This is a genomic window from Micromonospora rhizosphaerae (genome assembly GCF_900091465.1).
GTDB lineage: Bacteria > Actinomycetota > Actinomycetes > Mycobacteriales > Micromonosporaceae > Micromonospora > Micromonospora rhizosphaerae.
Map to the genome: position 1 here is coordinate 383,183 of NZ_FMHV01000002.1, position 12,562 is coordinate 395,744.

The 12,562-nt window shown below is 73.5% G+C and carries 16 protein-coding genes and 1 pseudogene; 1 reads left to right on the forward strand and 16 read right to left on the reverse strand.

Translation table 11 applies throughout. The annotated features are described in order from the left end of the window. Window positions 1-56 precede the first annotated feature (56 nt). Window positions 57-1,619 (forward strand): annotated as a pseudogene (locus GA0070624_RS01895) (AAA family ATPase); the annotation flags it as partial. 4 nt (window positions 1,620-1,623) lie between these two features. Here the strand turns inward: GA0070624_RS01895 and GA0070624_RS01900 are convergent. The 16 genes from GA0070624_RS01900 to GA0070624_RS01975 form a co-directional block, all read right to left on the reverse strand. Next, window positions 1,624-1,977, reverse strand: a complete 354-nt coding sequence (locus GA0070624_RS01900; RefSeq protein WP_218105096.1) for a gas vesicle protein K — start codon at window positions 1,975-1,977, stop codon at window positions 1,624-1,626. Next, entirely contained in the window at window positions 1,974-2,222 is a 249-nt protein-coding gene (locus GA0070624_RS01905; RefSeq protein WP_091336088.1) for a gas vesicle protein, read from the reverse strand. Before GA0070624_RS01905 ends, GA0070624_RS01900 begins: the two co-directional genes overlap by 4 nt. A 19-nt stretch (window positions 2,223-2,241) precedes the next feature. Continuing rightward, the gene (locus GA0070624_RS01910) at window positions 2,242-3,078 is read right to left on the reverse strand and encodes a GvpL/GvpF family gas vesicle protein (protein ID WP_091336090.1); all 837 of its coding nucleotides are present in this window, start codon (window positions 3,076-3,078) and stop codon (window positions 2,242-2,244) included. Then, a complete protein-coding gene (gene gvpJ / locus GA0070624_RS01915; RefSeq protein ID WP_091336091.1) occupies window positions 3,062-3,439 on the reverse strand; it encodes a gas vesicle protein GvpJ in 378 nt (125 codons plus the stop codon). Before gvpJ (GA0070624_RS01915) ends, GA0070624_RS01910 begins: the two co-directional genes overlap by 17 nt. Before the next feature lies 1 nt (window position 3,440). Then, window positions 3,441-3,794 carry a gas vesicle protein GvpO gene (locus GA0070624_RS01920; protein WP_091336093.1) on the reverse strand — a complete coding sequence of 118 codons (354 nt, stop codon included), beginning with the start codon at window positions 3,792-3,794 and terminating at the stop codon, window positions 3,441-3,443. 10 nt (window positions 3,795-3,804) lie between these two features. Next, window positions 3,805-4,140 carry a gas vesicle protein GvpG gene (locus GA0070624_RS01925; protein ID WP_091336095.1) on the reverse strand — a complete coding sequence of 112 codons (336 nt, stop codon included), beginning with the start codon at window positions 4,138-4,140 and terminating at the stop codon, window positions 3,805-3,807. A 3-nt stretch (window positions 4,141-4,143) separates the two neighbouring features. Next, a complete protein-coding gene (locus GA0070624_RS01930) occupies window positions 4,144-4,896 on the reverse strand; it encodes a GvpL/GvpF family gas vesicle protein (protein WP_176731557.1) in 753 nt (250 codons plus the stop codon). 1 nt (window position 4,897) lies between these two features. Then, the gene (gene gvpJ / locus GA0070624_RS36725) at window positions 4,898-5,314 is read right to left on the reverse strand and encodes a gas vesicle protein GvpJ (protein WP_091336100.1); all 417 of its coding nucleotides are present in this window, start codon (window positions 5,312-5,314) and stop codon (window positions 4,898-4,900) included. After that, window positions 5,311-6,561: an SRPBCC family protein gene (locus tag GA0070624_RS01940; RefSeq protein WP_176731558.1), complete on the reverse strand. Its 1,251-nt coding sequence runs from the start codon at window positions 6,559-6,561 to the stop codon at window positions 5,311-5,313. The genes gvpJ (GA0070624_RS36725) and GA0070624_RS01940 overlap by 4 nt, the downstream gene beginning before the upstream one ends. A 2-nt stretch (window positions 6,562-6,563) precedes the next feature. Beyond that, the gene (locus GA0070624_RS01945; protein WP_091336102.1) at window positions 6,564-7,019 is read right to left on the reverse strand and encodes a hypothetical protein; all 456 of its coding nucleotides are present in this window, start codon (window positions 7,017-7,019) and stop codon (window positions 6,564-6,566) included. A gap of 290 nt (window positions 7,020-7,309) precedes the next feature. Next, window positions 7,310-7,819, reverse strand: a complete 510-nt coding sequence (locus GA0070624_RS01950) for a GNAT family N-acetyltransferase (protein ID WP_091336104.1) — start codon at window positions 7,817-7,819, stop codon at window positions 7,310-7,312. Between the two features lie 148 nt (window positions 7,820-7,967). Continuing rightward, entirely contained in the window at window positions 7,968-8,870 is a 903-nt protein-coding gene (locus GA0070624_RS01955) for a hypothetical protein (RefSeq protein WP_091336106.1), read from the reverse strand. Between the two features lie 79 nt (window positions 8,871-8,949). Then, entirely contained in the window at window positions 8,950-9,405 is a 456-nt protein-coding gene (locus tag GA0070624_RS35500; RefSeq protein ID WP_245718623.1) for a DUF3263 domain-containing protein, read from the reverse strand. A 112-nt stretch (window positions 9,406-9,517) separates the two neighbouring features. Further along, on the reverse strand, window positions 9,518-10,534 hold the full coding sequence (locus GA0070624_RS01965; RefSeq protein ID WP_091347947.1) for an ABC transporter permease subunit: 1,017 nt from the start codon (window positions 10,532-10,534) through the stop codon (window positions 9,518-9,520). Then, the gene (locus GA0070624_RS01970) at window positions 10,531-11,541 is read right to left on the reverse strand and encodes an ATP-binding cassette domain-containing protein (protein ID WP_091336108.1); all 1,011 of its coding nucleotides are present in this window, start codon (window positions 11,539-11,541) and stop codon (window positions 10,531-10,533) included. The genes GA0070624_RS01965 and GA0070624_RS01970 overlap by 4 nt, the downstream gene beginning before the upstream one ends. 107 nt (window positions 11,542-11,648) lie before the next feature. Next, window positions 11,649-12,434, reverse strand: a complete 786-nt coding sequence (locus GA0070624_RS01975; protein ID WP_091347950.1) for a DeoR/GlpR family DNA-binding transcription regulator — start codon at window positions 12,432-12,434, stop codon at window positions 11,649-11,651. Window positions 12,435-12,562 lie beyond the last annotated feature (128 nt).

Below are 12,562 nucleotides of genomic sequence, written 5' to 3' on the forward strand. Positions count from 1 at the left end.
GGACGGAATGGGCCTTGGCAACCGAGTCCCGGCCCGAACTGGTCGAGCCGGACCAGGCGCCGACCGTCGACGACCTGCCCGGGCTCCGGGCGCAGGCCGAGGAGCTGATCGAACTGCTCGACCTCGGCTTCCACCACCGGGAGGTGCTCGGCCGGTTGGGCACCACCATCTCGCTCGGCGTACTGGTCAGTGGTCCGGCCGGCTCCGGCAAGTCGGCGCTGGTCCGCGCGGCCGCCGCCCGGGTCCGGGCCCGGGTCTGCCCGCTCTGGGCGCCCGAGGTGGCGGCGCTGAGCAACGAGGCCGCGGCCCAGCGGCTGCGCGCCGCCGCCACCGCGGTACGCGCGGACGGCCCGGCCGTCCTCCTGGTCACCGACGTGGAGGCGCTCGCCCCGACCGACGAACCGGGCCCGGTGGCCACCGTGTTCCGGCAGGTGCTCGCCGAGACCCTCGGGGCCGGGGCCGCCGTGGTCTGCACGACCAGCCGGCCGGAGGCGGTGGACCCGGCGCTACGCGCCCCGGACCTGCTCTCGCTGCGGATCACCGTCCGCCTGCCCGACCAGGCACTACGCCGGGAGCAGTTGACGGTGCTCACCCGCCAGGTCCCGCTCGCCGAGGACGTCCGGCTGGACGAGGTGGCCGGGCGTACCCCCGGCTTCGTTGCCGCCGACCTGGCCGCACTGGTCCGCGAGGCCGGGGTGCGCGCGGCGCTGCGGCAGAAGGTGGCGGAGACACCGACCGTGGCGATGGCCGACTTCGCCGCCGCGCTGGAGGTGGTCCGGCCGACCACGATGGCGGCGTCCACCCTGGAGCTGGCGTCGGTGACCCTCGACGACGTCGGCGACCTGCACGAGGTCAAGGAGATGCTGACCGAGTCGGTGCTCTGGCCGCTGACCTACCCGGACACCTTCGCCCGGCTGGGCGTGCGGCCGCCGCGCGGCGTGCTGCTCTACGGGCCGCCGGGCTGCGGCAAGACGTACCTGGTGACCGCGCTGGCCGGCTCCGGCCGGGCGAACGTGCTCTCGGTGAAGGGCGCGGAGCTGCTCTCGAAGTGGGTGGGCGAGAGCGAACGCGCGGTCCGGGAGCTGTTCCGCCGGGCCCGCGAGGCCGCGCCCACGCTGATCTTCCTCGACGAGGTGGACGCGCTCGCCCCGGTCCGCGGCCAGGCCACCGACGGGGGTACGACGGACCGGGTGGTCGCCGCGCTGCTGACCGAGCTGGACGGGGTGGAGGCCCTGCGCAACGTGGTGGTGGTCGGCGCGACCAACCGACCGGATCTGGTGGACCCCGCGCTGCTGCGTCCGGGCAGGCTGGAACGCCTGGTCTACGTGCCGCCGCCGGACGGCCCGGCCCGGTCGGAGATCCTCCGCGCCGCCGCCCGCAACGTGCCGCTCGCCGCGGACGTGGACCTGGCCGGGCTGGGCGCGGAGCTGGAGGGCTTCTCGGCGGCCGACTGCGCGGCGCTGGTCCGCGAGTCGGCCCTCGCCGCGATGCGGGAGTCGCTGACCGCCTCCACGGTCACCGCCGCCCACGTCGAGGCCGCCCGCAAACGCGTCCGCCCCTCGCTGGACCTCACCCAGGTCGCCTGGCTCGCCGCGTACGCAGCCTCGCGGCAGGCGTGACCGGTCAGTCGGTGGGCAGCAGCGGGCCCAGCGGCCCGAGGTCGAGGTTGAGGTCCTCCGGGGCGAGACCGAAGTACTCGCGGAGCTCGGTCATCTGCTCCTCCAGCGCCATCAGCGTGGCGCCGATCCGCTCGATCTGCTCCTCGGTGAGGTCGCCGACGTCCACTCGGCGCAGCGCCTGCCGTTCCATCAGCTGACGCAGCAGCTCGATCACGGTGAGCACCAGGCTGGCCAGGCCGCGCTCGACCGAGTCCCGGTCCACTGCCAGGCGGCGGTCCAGCGGGGTCACCCGGGGTGCCTGCCATCGCGGCTCACCCAGCGCCGCCGCGAGGTCCGCCGCCTCGTCCCGATCGGTCACGGCTTGGCCTCCACAATGAACGGACCGTCGGCGTCCGGCGGCTCGGGCCGGGCCAGCGCGCCGACCGAGGCGATCAGGGCGCGCAGCGAGATCCGGACCAGGTCGATGTCGGCGATGGCGAGGGTGATGTCACCGGTGATCACCACCCCGGTGGCGAGCACCCGGTCGAGCAGGTCGACCAGCGCCACCGGCCGGTAGGTCAGCGGGTCGTCCGCGCTGCTCGGCGCGAGCGAGGTCACGCCCATGCCGGCCTCCGATCGGCGGTCATGCCCGCTCCCGCACCGCGGGTGCCGGCTCCGCCGATGGTTCGGTCACGAAGGAGTACGGCGGCCAGGGCCCGGTCAGCTCCAGCCGGAGCTCCGGATGCCGGTCCGCGAGAGCCCCGACCAGCTCGGAGAAACCGTCGAGGGCGGCCCGGTCGATCAGGTACGCGCCGTTCAACACCATCGCGGTCGCCGCGCCGGAGAGCCGCCGGTCCTGCGGGGCGTGCCGGCGGGCGGCCACCGCGTACCCGGCTAGTGCGGTGTGGACGGTGGCGGCAGCCTCGGCGGCGATCCGCTGCCCCTCCTCCCGGGCGGTCAGCTGGGCCCTGCGCCGCCGCAGGTACGCCGCACCGGTACCGCCCTCGCCGGCGGGTTCCGCGGACCGGGGCACCGCGCCGGGGACGACGTACCCCTTGACGCCCCACTCCTCGCGGCCGGTCAGCCCGGCCAGCGTGCCGGCCAGCTCGTCGCGCCGCTCGGTGAGCACCCGGGCCACCCGGTCGTCGTCGCGGTACACGGTGGCCAGCCGGGCGGGCACCACCGCGCCGGCCCGGGACAGCGCGTCCACCACCGCGTGGTGGGTCCGCGCCGCCCGCTCCAGCCAGGCCAGGTCCTCCAGGTTGCGGCGCAGCGCCTCCTCGCCGTACTCGGTGAGTGGGGCCGCGCTGACCACCGCGACCAGGCCGACGGCCCGGACCGCGCGGACCGGCCTGCCGTCCATGCCGGTGATCCCGGCCAGCACGGCCGGATCCGCGTCGGCGACCACGCCGTGCAGCCAGACCCCCGTCCCGGTGCCCGGCGCGCCGCCGGCAGGCGTGGTCTCAGCGGTCGTACTCATCCCGCTCCTCCCTCCTCGCGCGCTCGGCCCGGCGGGCGACCCGAGGGCGCCGCTCCGCCTCGACCTCCTCCGGGTCGCGCGGGCCGGGCTCGACCGGCGGCCGGGCCCGGGAGCTCAGCCACGGGTCGTGCTCCCACCAGTCGATGCCGATCTGCCGCGCGGTGTCGACGGAGGCGATGACCAGCCGCAGCTTCAGCGTCAGCAGCTCGATGTCGAGCAGGCTGACCCGGATGTCGCCGGCGATGATGATGCCCCGGTCGAGCACCCGTTCGAGGATGTCGCCCAGGTTCGCCGGCTCGTGCCCGGCCGGCAGGATCTGGCCGGAGTTCTGGACGATCGAGGAAGTCCGCGCAGTGGTCATCTCAGTCCCCCTTTCCGCGCTGGTAGCGCCGGGTCCGCCGGTAGCCCAGCAGGCCGCCTGCCACGTCGAGTTCGACCTCGTAGAGGCCGAGCAGGTCGGTTGAGGCGGGAATCCGGTGGTCCTCGACCACCTCCACCCCGATGAGCCAGCCGTCGTCGGTGGCCTCGATCGAGGTGATCCCGAGCGGGTCCTTGCCGGTCAGCCCGACGATCTGGCGCAGCCCCTCCCGGGCCGCCTCGGCGGCCGACACCGGCTCGTACTCCACCTCGTCGGCGTACCGGTCGTCGTCGTCGCGGGCGCCGCGGTCGGGCCAGCGCTCCCGGTCGCCGTCGCCGCGGATCCGTCCTGGTGCCATCTCATCTCCCTCACCCGCGCTCCTGGTCGCCCCGTCGGCCGGCGCGGCGGACAACCGGCCGCCGCTGCCCGGCAGGCGGGGCTCGTCGACCGGCGCTGGGGCGCGTAGGCCCGGTGCCGGCGGCCGGCTCGGCCAACCGTTCCAGGACCTGCTGCTGCCTCCGGTCCCGCTCCCGCTCGGTGATCTCGCCGGCCGCCGCCGCCCGGTCCAGCTCCTCCAGCTCCCGCCGGATGTTGACCGGGTTGTACTGCTGCGACTCCGCCTCCCGAGCCATCACCCTGACCACCGCCGTCAGCCCCCGCACCGGGGCGTACGGCCAGGTCAGCAAGCCCCAGAGGATGCCCACCGATCACCCCACCAGCTGGTCGGCGTCGACGAAGTCGTACGGGGCGAGCGGGCCGAGCAGCCGCATCCGGATCAGGTCCCGCCGCTGCTCGGCGAAGTCCTCCACGACCCGGACGAAGTCGTCCTCGTGGTCCGTCCGGACCAGGAAGGCTACGTTCACCGCGTCCAGTTCGTGGCTCGGCTGCCGGGGCGCGTGCACCACCGCGTACGGGGTGAGGGCGTCGATCAGCTCGCGGTTCTCCGCCTCCCGGCTCAGCTCCACCACCTGGCCGATCATCTCGCCGAGCCGGATCCGCTGCTCCCGGCTCTCCGCCTCCGGCCGGCCGCGTACCTGCTCGGCCAGCGCGGCGGCGGACGGGTTCGCGGCCAGGATCTCGCTGATCACCGCCTGCTCGTCGAAGCGGCCGTGCACCGTGTACTGGACCCGGTCCTCGAACTCCTCGAGCGCGGCGGCGAACCGGTCGTGGTGCGCGCCCAGCAGGTCCTCCACCGCGTCCGGCCCGGTCACCACCGTGCCGAACCGGACCGGCAGCACCGGCGCCACCGCCGCCGTCCCGTCCAGCAGCATCTGGTACGCGGTCAGGTCGGCCGGCCGGCCCATCGGCTCCTCCAGCCCCACCTCGCTGGCCAGCGCGGCCAGTTCGCCGTGCCGGATCGCGACGATCTCACCCGGCGGGTCGCCGACCCCCACGGCGTCCGACGTCGGCTCCACATCGGACGGCACGATGCCGTAGATGAACAGTCCCGTCTCGGCCATCTCAGCGCTCCTCCTCTCTGCGTCGACGCGGCCGCTCCTGGTCACGGTCATACAGCGACTCCGCCAGCGCTCCGCTGATCTCCTTGGCTGCCTGGCCGAGGCCGCCCAGCGCCTTGCCCTTGGTCACCGCGCCGGACGCGTCCTCGACCAGGTCGGGGAGCCCCTTCTGGCCCTTCGGCACGATGCTCAGCCGGTCGACCGCCTGAGCGAACCCCAGGTACGTCTCGACGCTGGCGATCACGACGCGGGCGTTGATCTCGAGGAGCTGGATGCCGACCACGGCGACCGACACCTGGGCGTCGATCACCACGCCCTTGTCCAGCACGGTCTCCACCACGTCGGCCAGGTTGCTGCCGCCGCTGCCGCTTCGCTCCAGCGCACCGCCGGTCTGGCCGTTAGTCGTCGTCGCGATGGTCATTCCTCACGCTCCTCTCGCCGGCGGCGGACCACCGGCCGTCGGGGGGCTTCCGGGGCACGTCGGGCTGCCGGGCGGGGACGCTCCGGCCGCTCCTCACGGGGCAGGGGGCGACGGGGCCGCTCCGGCTGCTCCTCGCGCGGCTGCGGGCGACGGGCCCGCTCCGGCGGCCGGCGGCGCGGCGGGGGGTGCTCCTCGGGCTTCTCCTCGTACCCCTCGTCGAAGTCCTCGCCCTCCTCGTAGGCCTCGTACTCGTCCTCGTACTCGTCGTACTCGTCCTTCGAAGGACGGCGGCGCTGCGGCGGTTGGCGACGGCCGCGCTCGGCGGGCCGGCGCTCCGCGCGCTCCTCGCGCTCCTCCTCCGGCTCCGCCGCCCGACCCCGCTCCTGCCGCTCGCGGGCCTCCTGCTCATCGCGCAGCGCGGTCTCGTGGTCCTTGACCACCTTGGAATCCTCGATCTCACCGCGCCAGCCCTGGACCGAGTCCGGGTCGAGGACGGTCTGGGTCATCACGTGCCGGACGAAGTGCTTCAGCTCCAGCCGGACGCGGCGGCCCTGGGCCCGCCACAGGTTGCCGGTGTGCTCGAAGAGGCCCTGCGGGTGGTACTCCAGGACAACCAGGATCCGGGTCAGGTCCGGGCTCACCGCGTGGAAGCTCACCGTGCCGTCCACGAAGCCCTTCTCGCCCTTGGACCGCCAGTGGATCAGCTTGTCCGGGATCTGCCGGATGATGGTCGACTCCCAGGTGCGGTGCGACCAGAAGACCTGCGCCTTCCAGGCGAGCTTCTCGTCGCTCTCCGCGTCGACGCTCTCGACCTTCTTCATGAAGCTCGGGAAGTCGCCGAACTGGGTCCACTGGTTGTAGGCGACCCGGACCGGGACGCCGACCTCGATGGTCTCCACGATGTTGGTGACCTTGAGCTTCTTCTTGCCGCCCTTGCCACCCTTGCCGCCACCGCCACCGAGGGCCGACATCAGCTTCTCCTTACCGCCGGCCAGGCCGGCATGGAACATGGCCTTCATCGGGGAGCTGCCCTCGGCGAGCTTCTGCGCGCCGGTGGCAGCGGCGACCAGGCCGGGTCCGCCGCCCTGCTTGGCGTACTCGCTGAGCCGCCCGGTGGCGCCGGTGATCCGCTCCGTCACCACCGAGACGGCCCGCTCACCGATCGCGCCGGCCAGGTTGCGGAGCTCGGCACCGAGCTGGTCGCGGGCCTTGTCGGCGAGGCCACCGGGGTTCACGTTGCCCGCCATGGTCACCGCCTCCGCCCACGGACGACGACCGGCCGCTCCGCGCGGTCCTCGTCGGCATCCTGCGCCTCCGGCTGGTCCTCGAGCTCCTGCTCCTCGTCGGGCGCGGACCGCTCGTCCGCGGCAACGCCCTGCTCCGGCTGTTCGGTGCCGGACCTGCGACGCAGCGCGTCCGCGCCGCCGCGCAGCTTGCCGCTCAGCGCGTCGATGCCGTTGCCGGCGGCGACGGTCGCCGCGGCCTTGCCGGCCGTGGCCAGCGGCCCGCCGAGCTTGGCCAGAGTGCTCAGCTGGGGGGACGCGGTCAACAGGTCCGAGCCGTACTTCAGCAGCCCGCCGGGGTTACGGCTGGCCCGCCCCGCGGCCACCGCGGCGGCCAGGGTGAGGGCGGTCCGCAACTTCTTCCGACGGCCGAGGACGTAGCCCAGGCCGACCGCGAGTCCGATCCGTGCTCCGCTCTTCATCAGCTCTCCTTCGCTCCCCGGCGGACGCGGGCACCGGCTGCAGGTGGGCAGGCAGGCAGACAGCTACCGGGGATAGCGAGAAGGGCCTGCGACCGGGCGTCCCGTATTTGCGGACCCGGCGGGCAGTACCCCACGGCATACTCGCGAAACATTTAGACGCAATTACCGAGGCGCCCGTCACGGCGTATTCGGATACGCCGCCGGGCTCCGGACAGAACCGCGTAAAACGGTCAGAGAGGTTGCGTCGAGCAGGGAGGAGACGATATTTAACGAGCGGCAAGCAAGCGGGCTCAGAGGGCCGGGAGAGTCGAATCCAGACACATTTCGGCGCGCACCTTGCCGTCGTCCTCGCGCAATTTTGCGCCGCATTTCTTGAGTACCGATATCGCGCCGGTGTTGTCCGGCGTCGTCTCCGCCACGACGGTACGCATCCCGGCCCCGGCGGCCTCGTTCAGCAGCTCCCGCAGCGCCGCCGCGCCGAGACCCTGACCCCGGGCCGAACGACCGAGCCACATCCCGGTCTCCACTGTGCCGGGCTCGTCGCACCGGCTCATGCGCACCATGCCGACCACCTCGCCGCCGGCCAGGATGGCGTACATCCGGGTGCGGGTGGCGCCGTCCAGACCGCCGAAGCTGGCCCGGTGGAAGTCCCGGAAGGCTTCGCGGCGGGCGAGCGACCAGCCGGCCGGGGCGTCGACCGGGGGCATGACGTCCTCGGGCTCCGCCTCGGCGGCCGCTACTGACAGCAACGGCTCCAGGTTCCGCTCGTCCACCGGCTCCAGCCGCACCGCACCCGTCACGTGCCGCAGTCTGCCGCCCCTACCGGCCCGAGTCCAGCCCTTTGGGCACGGACTGGCGGTCCGTCGGGCCGTACCAGCCGGTCGGACCGCGTCCGTGTTCCACCTCACGCTCCGCTGTCGGCCGGCCGTCCCCGCGCCCGCGACCGGCTCAGTCGGCCGGGTCGAACTCACAGAACACCACCGAGGCGTCGTCGGTCCGCTTCCGCCGGCGCAGCCGGTCCGGGTGGTCGCGCTCGGCGGCCCGGACCCGGCCGATCAGCCCCTCGGGGCCCTCGGCCGCCGTCACGTCCAGCAGCCCCGCCCAGTCGAAGAGCCCGAACTGCTCGACCGCGCAGGAGGCGCCGTCGCTCAGCAATGCCGCCCGGCGCAGCGCCCCGGGCCCGCGCAGCGGCAGCGTCCCGGTCAGCGCGTGGTACGCCGCGTCCGGGTCGGTGGCGGCCGCCCAGTACCCGTGCGTCTTGTTCATCCGCTCCCGCTGCACCATGACCGCCTGCCGGAACCGGGTCACCGGATCGACCTCGCCCCCGGGCAGGCCGGCCGCGGTGCGGCGCAGCTCCGCCATCGCGACCTCCAGCCGGTCGTCGGAGACCACGCTCACCTGGCCTCCGACGTCCAGCACCAGCGGACTGTCGCAGAGCACCAGGTAGTCGACCTGCTCGCCGCCCTCTCGGAGCAGGCAGACCGTGGCCGACGGGGTGCCCGGATGGTCCAGGTCGCAGCCGAGCCCATGATCGGCGCGAACCGCGAGGATCGCCGCCGCCAGGCTGCTCATCAGAGTTGCCGCCGGCCGGGCCGCGACCGCCAGGCCGATCCGGGCGGCGAGGTGCCGGACATACCAGGCGGGTCCGTGCACGCAGCCGGTGTCGAAGCCCTCCGGCACGGTCGCCCCGTCGAGCACCCCGACCAGCGGGCCGAACCGGAAGACCACGTCCTCGTTCTCCAGCCGGCCCGGCGCCGGGACGGAGGCGGAGCGTACCCGCATCATGGGCGCCGCCCCGACGGGCCGCGCCGGTCGGGTCCCGGTCGGGTACCGGCGGTCTGGTGCCCCCATCTGTGCGCTCCCTCCCTCGCCGCCCGCCTACCCGGACCGGCGGGCGACATGCCGGCGCGGCCCGCCGCTTCGCGGCAGGTCACCGACGCCGGTTGCGCGCGCGTGAGGACCGCAACCGGCGCAGCCGGCCGATCAGCAGCGGCTCGGCGGCCAGCGCGGCCGGATGGTCGAGCAACGCGTTGAGGAGTTGGTAGTAGCGGGTCGCGGAGAGCCCGAAGGTGTCCCGGATGGCCTGCTCCTTGGCCCCGGCGTGCTTCCACCACTGCTGCTCGAAGGCGAGGATGTCCCGCTCCCGTGCGGTGAGCCCGGCGCCCGAAGCGGGGGGGTCCACGACCGGCTCGTGCTCGGACTCCGGGCCGTCGTCGGTGAGCGCCTCCGACGCGGTTCGAGGCTGTGGGACGGCGACACCTTCGCTGCCCGGTGCCGAGCGGGGCGGCGGAACCAACGGCCCGGGGTCGCCCACCGCCCTAACCTGTTCCCCGCCCCGGTCGGCCGCGGCCGGCTGAGTGGTGGCGGCGGGGTCGGCGGGCTGCATGGCGCTCCTCGTACGGGCTGACGGGCGGCACGAGGCCGACCGGGGACACCAGCCTAACCAGGCCCGGCCGCGACCGCATCGGACGACAGTGCCCGAACGTGACCGCTCGGTTTCAGGAGATGTCGCGCCGCCGCATCGCCCAGAGCGCCGCGCCGAGGATCACCGTCACCCCGACGGCCAGCAGCACGGAGGACTGCTGCCAGGTGATGTCCAGGGTCTCCGGCCTGCACTCGCCGAAGGGGGTGGCCTTGCAGGCTTCCCAGTTCTCCAGCGTCACCTTCTTCCGCATCCAGGCGAGCGCGTACGTGGGCAGCAGCCACGCTTCGGCGAAGCGCACCCCGGCCATGGTCAGCAGGATGCCGAGGCCGAACTGGCCCACCACCATCACCGCGACCGCCCCGCCCAGCGCCATCGCGGTGTGCCGCCCGAGCGAGGCGAGCGCGAAGCCGAGCGTCGCGGAGACCAGCGCGAGCACCAACCCGCGCAGTCCGGTGAGGGCGAACGACTGCCAGGCCCCGGAGGTCATCTTGTCGGTGCTGCCACGGAACATGGCGACCAGCCAGAAGCTGCCGAACCAGAGCGCCGTGGCCGGCACCGCCAACGCGAGCAGGCCGGTGAGCAGCGCGGCCAGCTTGGTGAGCAGGACCTTCAGCCGCTTCGGCCGCCACAGCAGCAGGTTCATCATGCCGCCGGTGTTCCACTCCGCCCCGACGAAGGAGGCGCCGACGACGAACCCGACCAGCGAGAGGATCGCCGCCAACGGCAGCAGCAGGAAGCCGAAGTCCTTTCGGAAGTCGAAGCTCGGGGGGAGGAACCACTGCGCCTGGAACGCCTCCCGCGGCGGGGGCGAGATCATCGAGCATTCCGGAGGGAAGCGGCCGTTGTCCGCCGTACCGGCGGCCTTGGCCTGCTCGCACGCAACGCGTTCCTGCTCGATGAAGCGGACCTGCTCCTGGTACTGCTGCTCGGCCCGGCGCTCGGCGGTTGCTCGCGCGCCGGCGTCGATCTTGGAGTTGGTGAAGAAGACCCCGAGGACCACGGCCGCCAGGACCAGCAGGCCCAGCAGCGTCAGCCAGCGGGCGAAGCGCCGCTTGGCCAGCCGGCGCAGCTCAGTACGGTAGAGACTCACGCGCCCCACACTCCCGTGGTCGCGTCGGGCTGCACCGGCCCGCCGACCTTCGTGGACTGGTCGACCTGCCGGTGCTGGCCGGGTACCGGCGCGGTGGCGGTCAGTTCGAGGAAGACGCTCTCCAGGTCGACGGCGACCGGGGCGAGCTCGCTGACATAGAGGCCCTGTTCGGCGAGGAGCCGGGTCACCGCGGCCGGCTTGTCCACCCCGGCGAGCGTCAGGTGGTCGGCGTGTCCGGTCACCCGGATCCCGGCCCGGATCAGCGTGTCGGCGGCGGCCGGCAGGTCGGTGACCGCCTCCAACCGCACCCGGAGCCCGCCGGTGGAGTGCTGCGCGAGTACCTCCCCGACCGGGCCGAAGGCCACCCGGCGGCCCAGCGAGATGATGGTGACCGAGTCGCAGATCAGCTGGATCTCGCCGAGGATGTGGCTGGAAAGCACCACGGTCATACCGGATTCGGCGAGGTTGCGCATCAGCGTACGCATCTCCCGGATGCCGCCCGGGTCAAGGCCGTTGGCCGGCTCGTCCAGGATGAGCAGCCTCGGGTTCTTCAGCAGGGCCGAGGCGACGGCGAGCCGCTGCTTCATGCCGAGCGAGTACGTCTTGACCCGCTCGCCGGCCCGATCGCGCAGCCCGACCAGCTCCAGCACCTCGTCGATCCGCTGCCGCGGCACCTCGCCGGCCTCGGCGAGCAGGGACAGCGTGTCCCGGGCGGTGAAGTTCGGGAAGAACTGGGGGCTCTCCACGATGGCGCCGACCTGCCCGGCCACCGTAGGCAGCGCCTCCGGCACCTCCTGGCCGAGGATCGCCATCCGGCCGCCGTCGGGCCGGATCAGTCCGAGCAGCGTCCGCAGCGTGGTCGTCTTGCCCGAGCCGTTGGGGCCGAGGAAGCCGTGCACCTGCCCGGCCTCGACCCGCATGTCGAAGCCGTCGAGCGCGTGCCGAACCCCGCGCCGACGACTTCGGTACGTCTTACGGAGACCCTCTGTCTCCAGGACAGCCGACAAGCTGACCTCCCCCGAACGAGCTCCTGTGACAGGGGTCACCGTACGGGGTATGCGGCCGCCGGGCGGTACCCGGCACCCAGCGGCGCGTCGCGGGGCCCTTCCTACACCTAGGCGCAGACGACGTGGACGCCGGCGTCCCGGAACGCCTGCACCACGGCGGGCGACGCGCCGGAGTCGGTCACCAGCGTCTCGATCCGGTCCACCGGGCAGATCCGGGCGAAGGCGTGCCCACCCAGCTTGGACGAGTCGGCGATGACGACCACCCGCTTGGCCCGGGCCACCATCAGGCTGTTCATCGCGGCCTCGCCCTCGTGGTGGGCGGCCGCGCCGAGCTGCGGGTCGATCGCGTCCACGCCGAGCAGGGCGACGTCCAGGGTGACCTCGCGCAGCAGCGCCCCGCCCAGCGGGCCGACCAGCTCGAACGACTTCGGCCGCACCACGCCGCCGGCCACCACCACCTTCATCCGCGACCGGACCAGCAGCTCGTTGGCGATGTTCAGGGCGTTGGTCACGACGGTGAGCTGGGCACCCTCGGCGCTGGTGTTCAGGTCGGGCCGGACGGCCAGGGCGCGGGCCACCTCCGTGCTGGTGGTGCCGCCGTTGAGGCCGACCACGGTGCCCGGCGAGACCAGGGCGGCGGCGGCCGCGCCGATCCGCTGCTTCTCGGCCGAGTGCTTGGCGGTCTTGTAGCGCAGCGGCAGGTCGTAGGAGACGCCGTTGGCGACCGCGCCGCCCCGGGTCCGCGTGATCATCTGCTGCTGGGCGAGCTGGTCGAAGTCACGCCGGATGGTGGCCTGGGAGACGTCCAGGCGCTCGGCCGCCGCCTCGACGCTGACCCGGCCGCTGTCGGTCAGCATCTCGAGCAGCGCGTTCCATCGGGCGTACCGGTCCACCGCGGGGGCCTCCACTGACTCTGCACGAACGGTGATTGATTGCGTGCACAGTAGTGCGCGAAACTACGAGCGCGCAAAAACTTGACCTGCGCGATCTGGGAGCCGGTTGCCACGGCTACCGGGCTCGC

Bases quoted from the DNA above. Each gene is read 5' to 3' on its own strand.
- GA0070624_RS01945 (WP_091336102.1), bottom strand. From the start codon at position 7,019: ATGAAGAGCGGAGCACGGATCGGACTCGCGGTCGGCCTGGGCTACGTC.
- gvpJ (WP_091336091.1), bottom strand. From the start codon at position 3,439: ATGACCACTGCGCGGACTTCCTCGATCGTCCAGAACTCCGGCCAGATC.
- GA0070624_RS01955 (WP_091336106.1), bottom strand. From the start codon at position 8,870: ATGGGGGCACCAGACCGCCGGTACCCGACCGGGACCCGACCGGCGCGG.
- GA0070624_RS01930 (WP_176731557.1), bottom strand. From the start codon at position 4,896: ATGGCCGAGACGGGACTGTTCATCTACGGCATCGTGCCGTCCGATGTG.
- GA0070624_RS01940 (WP_176731558.1), bottom strand. From the start codon at position 6,561: ATGGCGGGCAACGTGAACCCCGGTGGCCTCGCCGACAAGGCCCGCGAC.
- GA0070624_RS01905 (WP_091336088.1), bottom strand. From the start codon at position 2,222: ATGGGCGTGACCTCGCTCGCGCCGAGCAGCGCGGACGACCCGCTGACC.
- GA0070624_RS01920 (WP_091336093.1), bottom strand. From the start codon at position 3,794: ATGGCACCAGGACGGATCCGCGGCGACGGCGACCGGGAGCGCTGGCCC.
- GA0070624_RS01910 (WP_091336090.1), bottom strand. From the start codon at position 3,078: ATGAGTACGACCGCTGAGACCACGCCTGCCGGCGGCGCGCCGGGCACC.
- gvpJ (WP_091336100.1), bottom strand. From the start codon at position 5,314: ATGACCATCGCGACGACGACTAACGGCCAGACCGGCGGTGCGCTGGAG.
- GA0070624_RS35500 (WP_245718623.1), bottom strand. From the start codon at position 9,405: ATGCAGCCCGCCGACCCCGCCGCCACCACTCAGCCGGCCGCGGCCGAC.